Below are 18,595 nucleotides of genomic sequence, written 5' to 3'. Positions count from 1 at the left end.
TGAACACGGTATAAAGGGGTGAAACCACAATGAAATGCATACGATGCATCCTTGTCGTCATGCTGTTTTCGACAATGCTAACGGGGTGTTGGGGAGCCAGGGAAATTGAACATATGATTTACGTCAATACCATGGGGATCGATTATGTGGATAATCAGGTCGAAATTTATGTCCAGATGGTTAATTTTAGCGGCATTGCAAAGAGGGAATCAGGACAGGCACAGGAGCAGAAAACATTCATCGGTAAGGCCAAAGGAGATTCATTCGATACGGCGATATTCAATCTGTACACATCAAGCCCGCAGAGGGTTGTCTGGAGTAATGTGAAAACCATCGTATTTAGCGACAAGGCTCTCAAAAATAATATAATCGAACAAGTTTTGGATGTATGGGACCGTTACTATGAATTCCGATATACGGTTTGGGCCATGGCTACGCATGAACCAATGGAAGAAGTGCTCAATACTCCTTCGATCGCCGACTTATCAGTACTTTATTCGCAGCTTAACAGCCCGTTAAGAGCGTATGAACAGAGTTCAATCATTGCACCGTTGTACCTCTACAAATTTATATGGAAATATAAAGAAAAGGGGCAGACGGTTCTGTTACCTTCGCTGAATATTGTGCATGGTTGGACCGATAATAACAAGCCTTCTCCCAACCTCAGCATGGAAGGCGTTTGTTTGTTGGACAATCAGAAGTTCAGAGGCTGCCTGCAAACCCCGGATTTATTAGGACTTCGATGGCTAGAAAAAAAGACGAAAAGAACCCCACTAGTTATCCGAGATAACAAGACCGTAAAGGCTTTAATGGTTATGAATAAAATCAAATCCTCCATCCGTCCAAAGATGAGCCATGGTCAACCTGTCTTCGACATTAAAGTGTCTATGCAGGCCACCATCCCTCAGCTAAACACGAGTTTTCATAAGAAAAGGCTGGAACAGGAGGCGATAAAAGAAATTAAAAATCAAATCATGACAACCTACCGGAAAGGTTTAGAAATGAATGCGGATGTTTTCGGACTTTCAAGCATATTTTATCGCATCATGCCAAAACAATGGAACAAGTTGTTGACTGCTAAGGGAAAATTCCCACTTGATCCTGAAAGTATCGACAAAATCGATGTTAAGGTGAATCTGGTCAGTGGTGGAATATCGAAGATGAGGTAACGTGCTGCTGACATGGTAGAAACGTATGATGTCCGATGCTCGTGAATAAATACAAATTGACTTGATCACAATAACCCGTGTCTTCCACAACAATTCTACAGGAGTGATAACGATGCGTGAAGGTTTGATTCCCGTGGTTCTTGGAACTTTGGTAACTGCTTCTGCTGCGTCACTACTTGGGGGCAAGTATAAACTTGCTGCTACGGGTGTCCTAGGGTTTGGATTAGCTCATATGGTTTTGGGTGCTATAGACTTAGTCGAACATCGGTAGATGGTTGGAAGACAGGGAAGGGATCATTTCCCTTCCCCTCCTTACTAGAAGCTTATCCTTAATAGGAAAGGGTAGATGAACCATGGGGTATAATGAACTTTTTTTACCGGGACAAATTGTCTACGTCATCATTCGCAACCCACATTCACAGAGTGTCGCGAACGTACAGCAAGCCGCCGTCGTCCATCATCCTAAGAATCCAAATCAGCTGGCGCTTTTCTTGTATGAAACGTATTACCCTCTAACCGAAGAGTTCGCGGTATATGCATCCATGGATGAAGCCGAAGCGGCTTATCAAGATGCTTTTGGTCTTGCTGAAATTGAGGACGTGTATGGTTAAACCGTTCATTCCTCAACTCGTATATGTTGAACCTGGTGCACTGGAATATCCACTCGGTCAAGCGTTAGTACATAAATTCGAGCAGATGGGCATTGAAATTCGGCAGACCACTTCACACAATCAGATTCGAAATTTGCCGGGAGACAATGATTTTCAGCGATATCGTATAGCGAAATCCACATTCGTATTAGGTGTTCGTAAAACGCTTAAGTTCGATACCTCCAAGCCATCTGCGGAATATGCCATTCCACTCGTAACAGGGTGCATGGGGCATTGTCATTATTGCTATTTGCAGACGACAATGGGAAGCAAACCTTATATTCGGACCTATGTCAATCTTGAGGATATCTTCGATGCGGCTGATAAATATATGCAAGAACGGGCACCAGAGCTTACGCGGTTTGAAGCATCATGTACCTCAGATATTGTCGGTGTTGATCATTTAACCCATACACTCAAGAAAACAATCGAGCATTTTGGCAAATCTGAGTTCGGTAAGCTGCGATTCGTGACGAAATTCGCTCATGTGGACCATTTACTCGACGCCAAGCATCAAGGTCGAACTCGATTTCGGTTTAGTGTTAATGCGGATTTTATAATTAAGAATTTTGAGCCAGGAACGTCTAGTCTGGGGGAAAGAATCGAAGCAGCGGTTAAGGTCGCAAATGCAGGATATCCGCTAGGCTTCATTATCGCTCCGATCTACCTCCACGAGGGCTGGCAAGTCGGTTATACAGAAATGTTCCAGAATCTCGCAGGATTGCTGCCCGATTCCGCGAGGAAGGATCTAACTTTCGAAATGATCCAGCATCGATTTACCAAACCGGCTAAACGCGTGATCCAACAGAATTACCCAATGACCAAATTGGAACTCGAAGAATCCAAGCGAAAATGGAAGTGGGGACGTTATGGGATTGGCAAATATGTCTATACCGATAGCGAGCAAGAGGAGATCAAAGATACGCTGGGAAGTCTAATACACACGTATTTTCCAGAAGCAAAGATTGAATACTTCACATAACTTAACTTCAATAAAAGACCCCTTAGATTTCATCGGATGAACCAAAAGGTTTTCCAATGTTCTAAGGGGTATTCTTCCTATCCATGTACCATCGATTGTTCTAACTGATGAAGCACTTCCTGGGCTTGATCTACCCATCTCGATTTCACACTAGCATCCGGATCCACGGGCGCTTGAAATTGATTGAACAGCCCTCCGGTGAGTGAGATATTTGCCTCTTCATCCAATCCCTCATTGTATAGATGATTTAATACAAAAGGCTTTCCTAACTTCACAATAGCGTCGCAACCATCACATTCTCCATCCAAATGCCCACTTATTACATAAAACGGAATCCGCAGCCACACCTTATGTTCCGCGTCCAAATGCTTGTCGAATATCCCCTGCTTGTACTCCCAATTACCGCCTAAACAAAAATTCATTTTACAAAAGGATTCGCTTAAGTCGCAATAGGTACCTTGTACATTTTCAAGTCTTGATTCCAATGTAAACATGTGCAGGATTCCCCCGTGTTTTTTTATACTAGCTTGATCTAGATAACAACAATTTATTCCAGTTGCTAGATGATCAAGCATGAGGACAAATCGCCATATCCGTTATAAAGCCCTGGAAATAGAAGAAGTCTTCCTAATGGAAGACTCCTGTCGTTCTATTAATGATCTCGACTTACGAAATAATTCAATAAATGCTTCAGAAAAGCGATATCGCGAGGCATTTCTTTTAGTGCTTCCATGGCTAGGCAATAGTGTTCCCACATTTCTTTCTTCGCGTTATCCTGACCTAGGATAGACGCAAATGTCGAAGTGTTATTCTCTACATCCTTGCCCGTCGGTTTGCCGAGGAGGACCAGATCTCCTTCTAAATCCAAAAGATCATCTTTGATCTGAAAAGCAATACCCGCATGATAAGCGAATTTCTTGAGCGCCGCAATTTCGGATCCTTTCGCTTCGGCGAGTATCGCCGGCATTACAAGAGAAGCTTCGAAGGCAATACCGGTTTTATAGAAACATATCATGTTCAACTGCTCGAGGGTTAGCACTTTTCCTTTCGACTCAAGGTCCATCGCCTGCCCCATACACATTTCTTCTGTTTTCTGAGCAGAGTAATGGATCAAGTCTAACACCGTTTTGGCATTGAATTGCCCCAATGAGGATTGTTCATTGATGGCCCGAAGGATCAGGAACAGGCCGGTTAATTCTGCTGTGGCAACGTTATGCACCTGATGCAGGGTCGGACGTCCTCTTCGCGTCGAAGCATTATCCTGCGACGGCAGATCATCGAAGATCAAGGAAGCGGTGTGCATATATTCCAATGATCTGAGTAACGGTACAATTGTTGATGATTCTAGCCCGTATTCGTTCACACCCATCATCCAAGTCAATATAGGGCGGATTCGCTTCCCATCCCCTTCAAGACTATAGTTCGCTGCATCAATGAGCGGCTCTTGCATTGGAGAAATATCATATGGCTTGGTAATAGATAATATGTCATTAATCTGATGACGGATCGAGTCGATTGTCTGATGAAAGTCGTCTTTTTCCTGTCGATCATTCTTGAGCATCGTTACCATCTGATCCCGAAGCAGCTTATCGAAGAAATCTACGTTATCCGCTTTATGAACCATATGCTGGACGAGACGATTGAATTCAGGATGACCGGAAGCAAAGATATCCATAATTTCGTTGTACTTCTCCGTTCCTACACGCACTTTACAGCGCTTCAGCCCATTGATTGCCCGATCTAAGATGACTTCACGCGTCTTGGGATCAGAGTGATGCACGTGATGGATCAAATGAGAGATAACGGACCAATACAATTCAAAAGGGTTAATGAGATCGGGCCGCTGATCACGATATTTCAAATAGTAAGTATAAGGTGTGACCGCTCCATCTTCCATATCGTCGAACATATCTGCAAAATCGTCAGCCAGCTGATTGTAAATGCCGTTATAGAAGGTTCGATCATCAAAGCCTTCATCTACTGGCGCACTAATGACGGAACGGACGATCGATCGTGAAGAAGATGATTTGAGAATGACAGGAATATAGAGTTCTTCGTTCGTATAGGTCGATTCCGATAAACCCTTCGCACGGTCGATTTCCTGCGAATGGAAGAATACACAGGATTGCTCGAAGAATATACGCTGTGTGTCCGGACGTTGATAGTCTCGAATATATTCGAACGCTTCCCGGAGCTCCGCATGGATAAATTGAATCAATTCCTGATTACTGCCAGACCACTCGCTGAGCTTCGGTACGGTCCCCGTGAGCAGTGAGGTGCGGATCATTCGCGAATACTGTTCCTTCTCCGTTGGAGTTAAGACCGTAGAATCGAGTAGATCGTCGATGAAAGGATAAGTTAGACCGTAAGAATAACCTAGTCGAATGGCTTCACCCAGCCGCTTGGCACGTTCCGCAGCGGATAGCGTATCGTCCATATCTTCCACAACATGCAGTACCACCCCGATTATGATCTTAATCAATTTGCGCTGAGCGTGCTCAGCACTGATTTCCTCAGGTACATGAATAGAGACCATACGAAGCTTGTTAATCAACCAGATGATGTCCGTTTCGATCCCTTTCTTCTGCCCCCACCGATACAACCCAGCGAGACTCATCGTTTCTAGTCCTGCTTCCTTGTTCTTATTCGATGAAGTAGAATGAATTAAATGATTCTTAATGTCGTTAACGACGTGCTGAATACGAGTCTGTGTCGCGGGTGAATTCAAAGACTTGCCTAAATCCCGCATATACATGTAAGAAACACTTCGATCCAAATAATCTTCTAGTTTGCCAGTTGCGCTCAGCCATTGAATATATTTGTAATAATCCCGTGTATCCGGCTTTTTCTTTCCCTTGGAAAAAAAAGATAGCCAAGCAGGATGAATATGATTCTTCTTCCACAAGTGAAAATCTTCTGTGAGGGTAGGCACATAAGTCTTTTCCTTAACCTGCAGTTTAAGTGCTGCAAAATATTGAGCTGCCTTCTCCTCAGCGAGCCGATACCCTAGATCTGCATGATCTTTAAATGCCACATTCATATGATGGATTCCCTCATCTTTAATTTAAAGTATATTATGTTAATGCTAATTCGTCGGTGTTGTTCACTTAATACGAGGAAGTCTCATTTTGGTTACAGAATCGATTTAACACTTACTAACGAATAACGACAATTCCCATCATATCACCAACGCATTTTAAGACAATAGGCGTAACCATCATGATATGTTAATTAAAAAAACAAACCGCCATCGGCGTCCCGTAAAGGAAGCATGGCGGTTTGAGAAAAAGAAAACCTAGGTTGTATGTTTACGTATTAGTTCTTCGTGTACCAATCACCAACGACGAGCTGCGCAATGGCTGCCAGCGTTCGAATCGTAATCTCACCTTCATCTAACACATCTGCGATAGCAATGCTGTTCCAATTCGGATCCGTCGATTTCACGCCGAAGTATTTCGCAACAAGTGAGAGATCATTGATCGTAATCTTCGTCGCGCCAGGAACCAATGTGATGAGTTTGGATTGGAATGTTACGGCTGCTGCGTTTAATACCGATACCGCCGTATCCACTTGGACCTGTGATGCAGAAGTATTGTTCAACACATCCTTCGCTGCTGCGATTGCTGCTTGTAGTGCTGCCTTAGCGTCTGCCGGATACTTGCCGACTTTATTGCCTGTGACAGCTTTACTCAATAGATTCTGCGCATTTGCAATGGCTGCTGTTAAGGACGCTTTATCCACTGGTGTCGATGGATTTACTGCATTTCTAAACGTGGTTACTGCTGTATTCAGGGCTGCAAGTGCTGTATTGATCTGTTCCTGCGTCGCAGATGTATTATCTCGAACCGTACTTGCCGCTGCAATTGCATCCTTCAAGGCTGCTTTGGCTGCTGCTGGATATTGGCCTGGAGCCGATCCGACGATAGCGTTGTCATGGAGTTGCTGCGCATCTTGTATCGCTGTAATCAATGCAACTCTGTCAGATGACTTCACTTCGACATTCCAAGTAGCTTGGGTTGTTTCCAGCACACTGGCTATACCGTCCCTTGACACATCAAAGCTTGATAGTGAAAGTGCTGTCGTACCTGTCGGTGCATTCGATTTCACTCTGCCATGTAATGTGACGAGTGGGCCTGAACCTTTTATGATATGATCCGCTCCCGTACTTCCTACGATGACAAGAATTTGGCCTTGATCCGGTTTGACACCTGTAGCCAGCACTCCTGAATTATTCAAGTCTGAACTTAATGCTGTGTCAGCTAACGCTAAGGTGCCATCTGTATTCGATTTTGTCGCAAATTCCCATACATTCGGATCATATTGAACGACAATGCTTCCTATAGTGAAGCCATCCGTAACGTTCTTCATGCCAACTGTCAAGTTCGCAGCACTGCCCACATACGATGAAGCGGGTCCTGTCAACGTGGCCGCGTTGCTCGCGCCTTGCGCTGCTGGCGTGACGGTAATCGATACGTTAATTGTTGCTTCCCCGCCTTTCCCGTCCGTTACGTGGAAAGACGCTGTATAATCCCCAGGCGTTTGCGGCGTCCAGGAGAATTGTCGGCTAATCGCATCAAAGGTGGCATTCCCTGGGAGTGTAGGTGCTGTATAGGTTAGATTATCGCCATCCGCATCAGTTGCCTCGACTTGGAAGGATAACGGTTGCCCTTCTACCACACTTTGGGCCACAATCGCCTTAAATACCGGCGGTTGATTGGCTTGGGAAGCAAGCTGAACATCCCCGCTCTTTAATAATTTCAATTGATAAGTGCCTTTAAAAATGGATGAAATCCCTGTAATGTTCACCTTCGTACCAACTGGGAATGACTGCTTGAACGTGTCAACATTGATATTCGTTCTGCTGTCCACCCGAACACGGTTTGTTACCCCATCTTTCACCAAATCGAATTCAAGAGAATTAGTCACCGTTGCATAATTTTGTATCGTGACATCTTTTAGCGTAACGAATATACCTTGGTTGTCGTCATTTAATGTTGTCTGGACGACCGGAACAGCAACCGGGATATTCGCACTCGCATCCAACTTCTCTACTTTCGCATCGTTTATTAGCTCGATTTCTGTATTAAATACGGTCTTCTGTGCTGTGATTTTTACTTTGTCCCCCACATGAAAACCTGTTGGTTGACTCGGATAAATATAAATTCCGGCAGTCCCATCCTGCATGTAGAACCCCGATCCACCGAAGATTCCTGGCTCGGATGTGACAATGCCCTGAACTGTCACATACGTGTTGTCGCTGACTTTTCTAGCTTCAGCGATGGTTGTCAGATCCGGGATCGGTACTTCGGGCGTTCCTTTACCGGTACCATAAGAACCCGGTTTGTATGTAGCTGGATCGTACCATTTGTATCCGGCTGCAGGATTCCCCCAAGGTTCAGTACCCGCAATTTCCACCGAATTCGCTGGATTCTCCAACCCGCTTGCCAGCAATGGCGTCGTGGAATCAAGCGTGATGCCTTTATTTTCGAAGGTTGTGTAATCTTCTTGAACCGCTAACCACTTGACCGTCTGTACAAGGAAAACATTATTCTGTCCTTCACTCTTGAATCCATCATACGTCGTCTTCTTCAAACCGTTATCTTCGCGAACATATCTCGGCGTCACATCTTCAACGGGAGAAGAATCCCCGATGAAGGCTGCTTTACCCTTCTGTAACTTGGAAATGGCTGCGAATGGACCTTCGTCTACTCCGCCGCCTTTATACACGCCTCCATTCGGGAAATTCGCTGGATCGCTTTTCTCAACGGCGTTGTTCCACCCTGAAGTTGTCTTCGGAATATAGACAAGCCCTTTGACACGTGTCGGATCAAGCACCACCATCGTCGAACCCGCATGCATTTCGACATCATTCACGCCAGCTGTAATGCCGAAGGATTGGTCGTATTTCACCGTATCCGTCTTCGTAAAATCGCCTAACGCATTATAGCGGAATCGAACACCGAAATTCTGCCCCAGCCAATCGGTGCTGGTCACACCTTGCATCGCTCCGGAGGCAACTTCCGCTACTGCCATCCCTTCCGAAGGATTATTATAAGCACCACGACGGTATCCGTTCATCACTTCCGATGAATCCCAACGGTTCAGGTTACGATCGGCATTATAGTGATCCGAAATAAAGAAGATACTACCGCCTTCCTTCACATACTGTAGCATCGCCTCTTGCTCGGATGATTTGAAAGGAATATTCGCCTCCCCAATGACAAACACGTTGTATGCTTTCAACTTACTCAGTGTAATCGTAGGGGTATCGTACGCTTGAGAGCTATAGGGGATCGTTCTTTCTAACGCATCAACTTGGAAACCTGCGGCCTTAAGCCCGTCTGCGAAATCCGAGAATGCACCATCAATGACCCAATCCGATGCTCCGGCAGTCTGAGCGTGGGACTGATCGAACAGAACTTTTTTGCCAGTTCCATCAGGAAGGGTTGTGGGAATGCCAATGTTCTCGCTTCCTGGATCAGTCGGATTCGGATTTTCGCCTCCGCCAGGCGTACCATCCAAGACGAAGCTCGTTGGATTTTTCACGCCGTTCATGCCGCTGTATGCTGCTAGTGTGCCAGTGACCTGAACTTTTTTTCCGACATGTGTCGGGTTGCTCTTCAGACCGTATTGGCTCCGGTAACTAGCCGTAATCTGAACATCGATGAGCTTCGTTTTGTCTGTCTCACTTGCTGTATCCGCAATCAAAAAGTTGAGATCATCTTGAAAATTAGAAAAAATGGGCTTTGAATTATACACTTCACCTACGATAAAACCTTCCACCGTGGCCGTCTCGCCGCTGTTGTTCTTCGCAATGGCTTGTGCAACGGTGATCGCCGATGCAGCTGAAGCTGTCCCTGGCAGAAAGTAAAACACATTGCCGATTAACAACGAGAGTGCTAAAAATACAGCGCCAAGCCTTCTCATGTTCATTCTGTTCCTCATCGTCCCTTGTCCCTTCCTTCATCCCAATTTAGTGGTTACAACGTCATAACTGTAGCATGTCTCGGTGTATTTTAGTGTTAATGTTATGTTAAATATTGCCATTATAAGACACAAAAGCAGAGGTCTTTGACGAAAAAAAAGCAACCTCTGCTTGGCAATTCGTTGATTATATGACGCATGGGACGTGTTTATGATTATATGGAAACACCCTCGTTTATTCTCTTTTACCTTTCATTTTTTTCTTTGTTCTACGACCTGTGATGTCAGATATATAGATCTGATATAGGCGATTTTTCAATAGATAAAATTGACCAATGGAGGGTACTAAAATGATGAAAAAGACAATGGCAATGATCATGACCATCCTCATCACTGCGAGTCTAGCTGCTTGCGGATCCAAAGAAACGAGCTCTTCCTACGTACCGAAAGAGCTTAATGTACAATTCGTTCCATCTCAGAATGCAGATACCCTTGAAGCCAAAACCAAACCTCTAGAGAAACTGCTAGGGGACAGACTTGGCATTCCTGTCCACGTCACGGTATCCCCAGATTACAACACCATCGTTGAAGCCATGGCATCCAAACAAGTGGATGTCGGATTCCTGCCGCCGAATGCGTATGTACTCGCCCACGATAATAAAAAAGCCGCAGATCTTCTACTCCAAGCCCAACGATTTGGTGTGGATGATGCAACAGGCCAACCAACGACCGAGAAGGTAGACTTCTACAAAGCGATGATCGTTGTACCCAAAGACTCACCGATTAAAACCCTGGAAGACTTGAAGGGCAAGAAAATCGGCTGGCAAAATGTCACTTCATCCGCAGGCTATGTCTATCCAGCTGCTGAATTGAAAAAGGCCGGCATCGACCCAGATAAAGACGTGACAGGCATCACCATCAAAGGTCATGATGCGGCATTAATGGCGTTATTGAACGGTCAAGTCGATGCCGTCGCGAACTTCCAAGACGCTCGGAATACCGTGATCAAAGATGTTCCGGATATTTTCGAGAAAACGCGTGTCCTTCACTACACGACTAAGATTCCTAATGATACCGTCAGCGTTCGCAATGATATGGACCAAAGTTGGAGAGATAAGATTAGCCAAGCATTTATGGATATCACGAATGATAACGAAGGAGCAAAGATTATCAAGGAGATCTATACACATGTTGGCTATGTCAAAGGTGACGACAAGAACTTTGATTCGGTTCGCGAGTATGCGAAGGCTGTAGGTCAAGAAATCAAGTAACGAGAGAGAGTTGGACTTGTATGATTCAATTCCATAATGTATCGAAAACATATCCGAATGGATCCATTGGACTTCGCCATATTAATCTAACCATTGAAGAAGGCGAGCTTGTCGTCATCGTCGGTTCATCCGGAGCAGGGAAATCCACACTGCTTCGGTCGATTAACCGGTTGCATGAAATTACGGAAGGCGACATCCAAGTAGGAGGCAAATCTATTACGCATGCCAAAGATAAGGAGCTGCGCCGGATTCGACGCGATATCGGCATGATCTTCCAGAGCTTCAACTTAATTAAGCGCGCAACCGTGCTTAATAATGTTTTATCTGGGAGGGTTGCATATCATTCGACATTTCGAACGATGCTCGGCATGTTCCCGCGAGAAGATATTGAACTCTCTCTTCATGCGCTGGAACGGGTTAATATCCGAGAGAAAGCATATATCCGCGCCGATCAACTGTCCGGCGGTCAACAGCAACGGGTGTCGATTGCGAGGGCTTTAGCGCAGGAAGCCAAGATTATTCTAGCGGATGAGCCAGTTGCTTCCCTGGATCCTTTGACGACCCGTCAAGTCATGGATGATCTAAAGCGAATCAATCAAGAGATGAGAATAACGACGATTATTAATTTGCATTTCATTGATTTAGCCCGTGAATATGCAACGCGAATTATTGGTCTACGCGCGGGAGAAGTCGTATTCGACGGGTCGCCGGAACAGGCAACCGACGAAGCCTTTGCAGATATATACGGTCGGTCGATTCGACATGACGAAATGCTGGGAGGCGAAGTGTGAAGCCCGCTGCGACTGGATCAGGACGGAAATCACCTCCTGATATCCAGCTGATCAGAGGACGGTACAAGCGAATAGCTACATGGTTGTTGATCATCGTCGTGTTTATTCTTTGCTCGATTCACATTCATGCCACGCCCTACAAGTTAATGACCGGGTTGCCTCAAATGGGCAGCCTCCTACAGGAAATGATTCCTCCCGATTGGAGTTACATACCGACCATATGGCAACCGATAATGGAGACCATTCAGATCGCGATTGTAGGGACAACGTTAGGCGGTATTCTTGCCATTCCCGTTGCTCTCTTATGTGCCTATAACATGATGCCGAACAAATGGGTTTCGATACCAATGCGTGTCATTTTGAACTTAGTACGTACGATACCCGATCTACTCTTTGCATCGATATTTGTCGCGATGTTCGGCATTGGACCTTTCGCAGGCATGCTCGCACTTCTCTTCTTCTCGTTCGGGATCATTGCGAAGCTAACGTTCGAATCCATTGAAGCGATTGATCCTGGTCCGCTGGAAGCGATGACTGCCGTTGGCGCGAACCGAATGCAAGTGATTATGTTCGGCGTGGTGCCTCAAGCGTTTCCATATTTCGTCTCTTATTTCCTTTATACATTCGAGGTGAATATCCGTGCGGCATCCGTCCTTGGATTAGTTGGTGCTGGGGGAATCGGCATATTACTCGATCGTTCCCTGGGACTCTTCCGTTACGATCGTGCATCCATGATCATCCTGATTACACTCGTCATTGTGCTTATCATTGATTACGGCAGTACGAGAATTCGGAGGAGTCTGCTATGAGAGATACAAGAGCTTATAAACCGATGAGCCGTCGAATTCGCTTTTGGCTTATTATCATAGTTATTCTTGCCGTCTATTACTGGGCGTTTCAAGGCATGCACTTTGAAGGCGTTCAATCCACAACGAAAACAGTGATGCTCTCCATTATCAAAGGATTCCTGCATCCGGATTGGTCTTATGTGTATATTCCAGATGGTGAAGATCTGCTTCGTGGATTATTAGACACGTTAATTATTTCGATCCTTGGCACATTTGTATCTGCGATATTATGCATCCCTTTTGCCTTCTGGGCATCCACGAATATGAGCAGACGCCTCGCGGTATCCGGAAGCGGTAAAATCCTACTCAGCGTAATCCGCGTATTTCCAGAGATTATCGTCGCCATCTTGTTCATCAAAGCCGTAGGGCCCGGTGCATTCGCAGGCGTGCTCGCACTAGGCATTCACTCTATAGGCATGCTCGCAAAATTGTATTCCGAGACGATCGAGAGCATTGATCGCGGACCTCAAGAGGCCTTACTTGCTTGTGGAGCCAATCGACTACAAGTGCTGAGATATGCTGTCATCCCACAAGTCATACCCCAATTCCTGTCTTACTCACTTTACCGTTTCGAGATCAACATCCGTTCAGCGACTACGCTTGGGCTCGTTGGTGCTGGAGGGATCGGGACACCACTCATCTTTGCGCTGCAAGTACGGAATTGGAATCGAGTCGGTGTTATTCTCCTTGGGGTCGTAATACTTATCACGCTGACTGATATCATCTCCGGCAAACTACGGAAGCGAATTATTTGATTTGGAATAAAACAAGTCGAATGAACAACCCCATCATTTCATTTATTTAATTACGTTAAATATTATTATTAATGTTATTAACTATATTCAAATTCCTTGTTCTCTCCTATATACCAACAACCTTTCTAAGACGCTCTACAAAGAAAAAAAGTGGGTACAGTCCGAGGACGATACCCACTTTTTTGCAAGCAATTTAAGGACGACGAAATAATCATTGCTTCCTGCTCCGCTCTGAGATGTACGAGCCAACCAGTGTTAAGAAAGTTCCCACATAGGTGGCCCAGGTGAGTGTCTCATGCAGAATGAGCGCAGAAGCTGCAACAGTAATTACAGGTACAACATATATGTATATACTTGTCTTGACGGCTCCGAGGATACCTACCGCAAGGTTCCATGTGACGAAACATAAGGCTGAAGCACCCAAACCCAAGAATAGAAGATTCGCTGCATTCGTGAGATCATAGAATCGGTCCAGACCAAGTCGGAAATCAAATAGGAACAGTGCGGGCACCATAAAGATTAGTCCATAGAAAAACACTTTACGGGTGCTTCCGACGGTATGATAACCGAGACCGCTAATTTTGCGCATCAATACGGAATAGATCGCCCAGACGATAGGTGCAAGAAAAGCAAGGATGTCGCCAACGGGATTCAGCTGCAGCAGGACACTGCCGTTAAATCCGATGGCTATGATTCCTGCGAGCGCGATAACAAATCCAATCATAAAGCGAACGTTCAACTTCTCTCCTTCTAAGAAGAAGTGTGCGAATAACGCGGTGAAGAACGGGGCAATCGTTACGATAACGCCTACGTTGGAAGCTAGCGTGTAGATTAGCGCCGTGTTCTCCAATAAAAAGTATAAGGTCACTCCGCAAAGCCCTGCCCCCATAAACAGGAGCTCCTCTTGAAAGGAATGGGTTCGAATCTTCCGTGAATAAATAAGGAACAAGACTAGATATCCTAAAAGAAACCGAAAGAATAATATCTCCATCGGAGTGAAATCGACTAATAAGATTTTCGTCGAGATAAAGGTCGTTCCCCAGATGATGATGGTCATGAAGGCTAATAAATGCCCGGCTGTGATGTTGCGTTTATCCCCCATAAAGTGTAAACCGCCTTGATCCCTGTTCACTAACAAATACCCGCATATATTGCTTAGGTGTTAACCCGATCAGCTTTTTGAAAAATTTCGTAAAATGACTCTGATCACTAAAGCCACATAGAAAAGCCACTTCACTTGGTGACACGCCTGATTCTAGAAGCCTCTTGGCGTTGTTGATCCGCGTCGTCTCCAGATAGCTGTACGGTGAGATCCCTTTCTCTCTCGTGAAAGAACGAACCAGATGATATTTACTTAACCCCGTTAATTGACTGAATTGGTCCAACTTGATATTCCTCATGTAGTTCGCTTCGATGTACGCAGACACCGCGATGATTTCAGCTCTCAGTTCCCGATCAGGACCCATGTGCTCTACATCTGAATCTTCGATTAATAATTGCTCGATCAGCAGCAGCATCAACTCTTCTTTTTTGAAATCAGGCTGTTCGTCGCATATCATACGATGTAAATCGCGAAGCGAATCTGCGAGCTCACTATGATAAAGAACCACCTTGGTGAAGCGCGGGAAACGGGCCGTACCTGTAATCTCCATGACGTATTGACGCATCACTTCGGGCTGTATATTCAACGAACGATAATCCAGAGATCTCCCGTCGATCTGTGCGCAAGCATGTGGGTCATGCGGGTTGAAGATCACGACATCGCCGCTATTTACAATAAACTCCTCATTGTTGCATATGACATGTCTTTTCCCTTGCTCGATAAAGCCAATAACATAGTAGTCATGAAAGTGATTGGGGAAATTCTGCATAATGCCTTCAAAACGGTACGCTTCCACCCGCAGGTCTGCATCGAAGCGGATCTCGCGTAACTCGTGAGACAAAATCTCTACACCTTCTCTCCGTCAATATGCTCTCATTATAGATTAAAGATGTTCGAGTTTCTTGTATGATGTTGCTGTTCGAAAGTCACTTTAGGAACCATAGGGTGCATCGAACTCAATGATATGATGATCGACATCTAGAATGTAAATCTGTGTAAATCCCGCAACGCTCTCTGGTCTGGCTTCATAGGGTATCCCCGATTGCTCCAACCAGTCTATCGTATCTCGATAGCTCTTCACCCACACTGCAAAGTGACTATCTTGTGTATTAATCGGACCTTTGCGAAGCGCCTCGCCTTCCGGACATTCGATGAGATGAAGCTGCTGATCTCCGATGGCATACCATGCCCCATTGGATTGAAACAGTGGACGCGTCAATTCTGGCAACTGAAGAATCTCCGTATAAAATTGTTTGGCTTTCGTTAAATCGCGTACTGCGAGACTCACATGATGGATGTTCAAATATTCAATCATTTCCTTCTCCCCTTAGATTTCATTTTACACAACGTCTTCCCGATCTTACCATCCATTCGTAACCATTAACAATGGATTTTGGCGACAAATTCCCCATCGCAATGGAATGATTTCACAGGTGTTGGAGCACATTAACACCATCTTGCAATGTTAGGAGTTCACTATGAAAGCTGGCACAAAATCCGTTACTTTTTTTCAAGCCTGCATGATCATGATCTTATCGACCGGATTACTTAACCATGTTCATATTATCCCGCTTCTACTCCAAAGTACGGGAAACGATGGCTGGATCAGTATTTTACTTGTCATGTGCATCGCTTTCCTATGGATTCCTGCCTTGCTCTATGTTATGAACCGTAAAGGGACACGCCCCATCTATTCGTGGTTGAAAGAACAATCTGGCGCCTTCATAGCCTGGATCATCGTTGGGGTTCTCCTTGTGTATTTATTCTCCGTTGCCTTCGTGTCCTTAAAAGATACGACCAACTTGACAAACACATCCTACCTTACGAAAACTCCTGTCTTCATGCTTGCAACGATTTTGACCATCTTATGCTCATTAGCGGCACTTGCCGGGATTCGTTCTATTGCCATCTGTGCAGGCGCTTTGCTGCCAGTTGTCCTTATCCTTGGTTATTTTGTCATGGGATTGAACTTTCAATATAAAGATTACAGCTTGATCACGCCAGTGTTCGAGAATGGCTTCTACCCGATCCTAAGAGGCATGTTATACCCTGGAGCCGGCATGGTGGAACTATTCATGTTCCTCTTACTACAGCATCATCTCTCGACGAAGGCTAGCTATCGAGGCTTAGCTATTCTTGCGATATGTCTTGCTGGATTAACGATCGGTCCTTATTTGGGCTCCATCGCGAACTTTGGTCGTGAAATTGCCATGGAGCTACGGTTTCCTGTCTTTGAACAATGGCGACTAGTTACGATCGGCAAGTATATCAATCATTTGGATTTTCTGTCCATTTACCAATGGTTATCTGGAGCGTTTATTCGTATTTCCCTGGCGATATTTTTCATTTACGATCTTACGCCCATCCGGAGCAAGCTCCCTAAATTCATTTTTTGCATATCCGTATCTATCGCTCTGATCCTTACTGTTCAGTTCAGTATGAGTGATATGGTGTTTATGAATTGGTTGTATTCGTACTACTATCCAATCACGACAATAGGCATTATTGTCTTATCCTTCATCCTATGTCTGCTGACCCGGTTACATCATGCTAACAGGAGGATTAAACCCCATGACCCATCAACCCGATAATCCTTTAGACCATTCTGGTACCTTAAATCCTACGCCCGGTATACCGTTAACCTATGCGAATCTGAGACAACGCTTGTCCAATTGCGCAGATATCGAATATCATTCCCTCGTATTCGGTACAGATATATCTGTGATGGAGATCAATCTTGTGTGGTGTGATGGTGTAACCGACCACAAGCAGATCAATCAATTCATCATTCCTAAAATTCATCAAATGCTGCATAACCATCATTGGACAGAGGAATTAGAACACAACCCACTCCTAGCTATTGATAAGATTGATGCTTCCAAAGGTGTTCATGAGGCAATTACCAAGGTATTCAGCGGATATTTGCTCATATGCGTGCCGTTACAGAATGTATTCTATATGCTGGATATCTCAGATGCCCCGAATCGCACACCTGAAGAATCAAGCACTGAAATTTCGATCAAAGGACCGAAAGATGGGTTTACAGAGAACATAACGACCAATCTTGGATTAATTCGCAAACGTCTTAAGACCGAATCGTTAAAAATAGAAACCCGTATCATCGGAAGACGATCTCAGACGAATATCGCCTTGTTATATTTGGACGATGTTGCCAATAAAGAAATGATCGAAACCGTGAAACAGCGCTTATCCAAGATTGACCTGGATTCGGTTGTTAGCAGTAACCAGCTTGGCGAAGCTCTGGGAGATTCGAAATATTCCTTGTTCCCGTTGTTGGATTATATCGGAAGGCCAGATTATGTCGTACAGGCATTGGTTCGGGGCCGATTTTCCATTATTGTGGATACCGTTCCCATGGCATTGATCGGTCCAGCTGATCTCTTATTGGAGCTGAAATCACCTGAAGATGTCCATTTTCCGTATTTCTTCGTAACATTTCAACGTCTATTACGCGTAATAGGGCTAATCATATCCATTTTCATACCTGGATTCTGGTTAGCATTATGTGCATTTAACGTCGAGCAGCTTCCGCTTCCGCTGCTAGCCACAGTGACAACTGCACGAATGGGACTCCCCTTCACTGCTGCTATGGAATTGATTCTTATGCTCGGATTATTCGAGATCTTCCGTGAGGCTGGGGCCCGCTTGCCTAAAGCCGTTGGACAAACCGTAGCTGTTGTAGGTGGATTAATTGTAGGAGATGCAGCGATTCGCGCAGGATTGGGTTCCCCAACCATGTTAGTTGTTGCAGCGGTCAATGCGGTTGCCACATTCACACTCGTGAATCAATCCTTAAGTGGAACCGTTAGTATCCTTAAATTTGGAGTGCTGCTCATATCGAATTATTTTGGCATGTTTGGATTTTTTATTTCCATGTTGGGGATATTGCTGTATTTGTCCACATTAGAATCCTTCGGAATCTCCTATTTGTCCCCCATTTCACCGCCTTCTTTCCGCGATATGTTTAAGTCCATTGTGGCTTTTCCTCCTTCTCAAAATGGAAAACGTCCCCATTATATTCACCCGATGGATGAGACGAGGCAAGGAGATGAGCCATGACTTATTCGAGACGAATCAGGAGC

General features: G+C 44.9%; 16 protein-coding genes. 10 read left to right on the top strand and 6 right to left on the bottom strand.

From position 1 onward, the window contains the following. Positions 1–29: 29 nt before the first annotated feature. The 4 genes from AC3WU2_RS15650 to splB all read left to right on the top strand — a co-directional run bounded on the left by AC3WU2_RS15650 (position 30) and on the right by splB (position 2,801). A complete protein-coding gene (locus AC3WU2_RS15650; protein ID WP_492455670.1) occupies positions 30–1,169 on the top strand; it encodes a Ger(x)C family spore germination protein in 1,140 nt (379 codons plus the stop codon). Between the two features lie 112 nt (positions 1,170–1,281). Continuing rightward, the gene (locus AC3WU2_RS15645) at positions 1,282–1,440 is read left to right on the top strand and encodes a hypothetical protein (protein ID WP_018758315.1); all 159 of its coding nucleotides are present in this window, start codon (positions 1,282–1,284) and stop codon (positions 1,438–1,440) included. Between the two features lie 82 nt (positions 1,441–1,522). Then, positions 1,523–1,780 carry a transcriptional regulator SplA domain-containing protein gene (locus AC3WU2_RS15640; protein ID WP_492455667.1) on the top strand — a complete coding sequence of 86 codons (258 nt, stop codon included), beginning with the start codon at positions 1,523–1,525 and terminating at the stop codon, positions 1,778–1,780. Further along, positions 1,773–2,801 (top strand): spore photoproduct lyase, encoded by a 1,029-nt coding sequence (gene splB / locus AC3WU2_RS15635; RefSeq protein ID WP_492455665.1) that lies wholly within the window; start codon positions 1,773–1,775, stop codon positions 2,799–2,801. Before AC3WU2_RS15640 ends, splB begins: the two co-directional genes overlap by 8 nt. Before the next feature lie 77 nt (positions 2,802–2,878). Here the strand turns inward: splB and AC3WU2_RS15630 are convergent, their stop codons facing one another. The 3 genes from AC3WU2_RS15630 to AC3WU2_RS15620 all read right to left on the bottom strand — a co-directional run bounded on the left by AC3WU2_RS15630 (position 2,879) and on the right by AC3WU2_RS15620 (position 9,734). Next, positions 2,879–3,295 carry a YugN family protein gene (locus AC3WU2_RS15630; RefSeq protein ID WP_492455663.1) on the bottom strand — a complete coding sequence of 139 codons (417 nt, stop codon included), beginning with the start codon at positions 3,293–3,295 and terminating at the stop codon, positions 2,879–2,881. A 158-nt stretch (positions 3,296–3,453) separates the two neighbouring features. Beyond that, positions 3,454–5,841 carry a polyprenyl synthetase family protein gene (locus AC3WU2_RS15625; protein ID WP_492455661.1) on the bottom strand — a complete coding sequence of 796 codons (2,388 nt, stop codon included), beginning with the start codon at positions 5,839–5,841 and terminating at the stop codon, positions 3,454–3,456. A 275-nt stretch (positions 5,842–6,116) separates the two neighbouring features. Continuing rightward, on the bottom strand, positions 6,117–9,734 hold the full coding sequence (locus tag AC3WU2_RS15620) for a DUF6359 domain-containing protein (protein ID WP_492455659.1): 3,618 nt from the start codon (positions 9,732–9,734) through the stop codon (positions 6,117–6,119). Positions 9,735–10,075: 341 nt separating this feature from the next. On the opposite strand from AC3WU2_RS15620, the gene AC3WU2_RS15615 reads away from it, so the two are divergent. Genes AC3WU2_RS15615 through phnE (AC3WU2_RS15600) form a run of 4 tightly spaced genes read left to right on the top strand, consistent with a single transcriptional unit; the run spans position 10,076 to position 13,390 of the window. Beyond that, positions 10,076–10,996 (top strand): phosphate/phosphite/phosphonate ABC transporter substrate-binding protein, encoded by a 921-nt coding sequence (locus AC3WU2_RS15615; protein WP_492455657.1) that lies wholly within the window; start codon positions 10,076–10,078, stop codon positions 10,994–10,996. A 20-nt stretch (positions 10,997–11,016) separates the two neighbouring features. Next, on the top strand, positions 11,017–11,787 hold the full coding sequence (gene phnC / locus AC3WU2_RS15610; protein ID WP_492455654.1) for a phosphonate ABC transporter ATP-binding protein: 771 nt from the start codon (positions 11,017–11,019) through the stop codon (positions 11,785–11,787). Beyond that, complete coding sequence (gene phnE / locus AC3WU2_RS15605; RefSeq protein ID WP_492455652.1) at positions 11,784–12,596, top strand: phosphonate ABC transporter, permease protein PhnE; 813 nt, start codon at positions 11,784–11,786, stop codon at positions 12,594–12,596. The genes phnC and phnE (AC3WU2_RS15605) overlap by 4 nt, the downstream gene beginning before the upstream one ends. Continuing rightward, a complete protein-coding gene (gene phnE / locus AC3WU2_RS15600) occupies positions 12,593–13,390 on the top strand; it encodes a phosphonate ABC transporter, permease protein PhnE (RefSeq protein ID WP_492455650.1) in 798 nt (265 codons plus the stop codon). Before phnE (AC3WU2_RS15605) ends, phnE (AC3WU2_RS15600) begins: the two co-directional genes overlap by 4 nt. 211 nt (positions 13,391–13,601) lie before the next feature. On the opposite strand, the gene AC3WU2_RS15595 is transcribed toward phnE (AC3WU2_RS15600), so the two are convergent. The 3 genes from AC3WU2_RS15595 to AC3WU2_RS15585 all read right to left on the bottom strand — a co-directional run bounded on the left by AC3WU2_RS15595 (position 13,602) and on the right by AC3WU2_RS15585 (position 15,807). After that, positions 13,602–14,492: a DMT family transporter gene (locus tag AC3WU2_RS15595; protein ID WP_492455648.1), complete on the bottom strand. Its 891-nt coding sequence runs from the start codon at positions 14,490–14,492 to the stop codon at positions 13,602–13,604. Continuing rightward, positions 14,482–15,333 carry an AraC family ligand binding domain-containing protein gene (locus tag AC3WU2_RS15590; protein WP_492455646.1) on the bottom strand — a complete coding sequence of 284 codons (852 nt, stop codon included), beginning with the start codon at positions 15,331–15,333 and terminating at the stop codon, positions 14,482–14,484. Before AC3WU2_RS15590 ends, AC3WU2_RS15595 begins: the two co-directional genes overlap by 11 nt. Positions 15,334–15,423: 90 nt before the next feature. Beyond that, complete coding sequence (locus AC3WU2_RS15585) at positions 15,424–15,807, bottom strand: VOC family protein (RefSeq protein WP_492455644.1); 384 nt, start codon at positions 15,805–15,807, stop codon at positions 15,424–15,426. Between the two features lie 163 nt (positions 15,808–15,970). Between AC3WU2_RS15585 and AC3WU2_RS15580 the strand changes: the two genes are divergently transcribed. Beyond that, a complete protein-coding gene (locus AC3WU2_RS15580) occupies positions 15,971–17,083 on the top strand; it encodes a GerAB/ArcD/ProY family transporter (RefSeq protein WP_492455642.1) in 1,113 nt (370 codons plus the stop codon). Further along, positions 17,064–18,572, top strand: coding sequence for a spore germination protein (locus AC3WU2_RS15575; RefSeq protein WP_492455640.1), 1,509 nt, complete (start codon positions 17,064–17,066; stop codon positions 18,570–18,572). The genes AC3WU2_RS15580 and AC3WU2_RS15575 overlap by 20 nt, the downstream gene beginning before the upstream one ends. The last annotated feature ends 23 nt before the right edge of the window (positions 18,573–18,595 follow it).

It is taken from the genome of Paenibacillus sp. EB106-05-06-XG162, from assembly GCF_058791655.1.
Note: the sequence above shows the minus strand (reverse complement) of the source record. Positions and strands in the feature narration are given on the sequence as shown.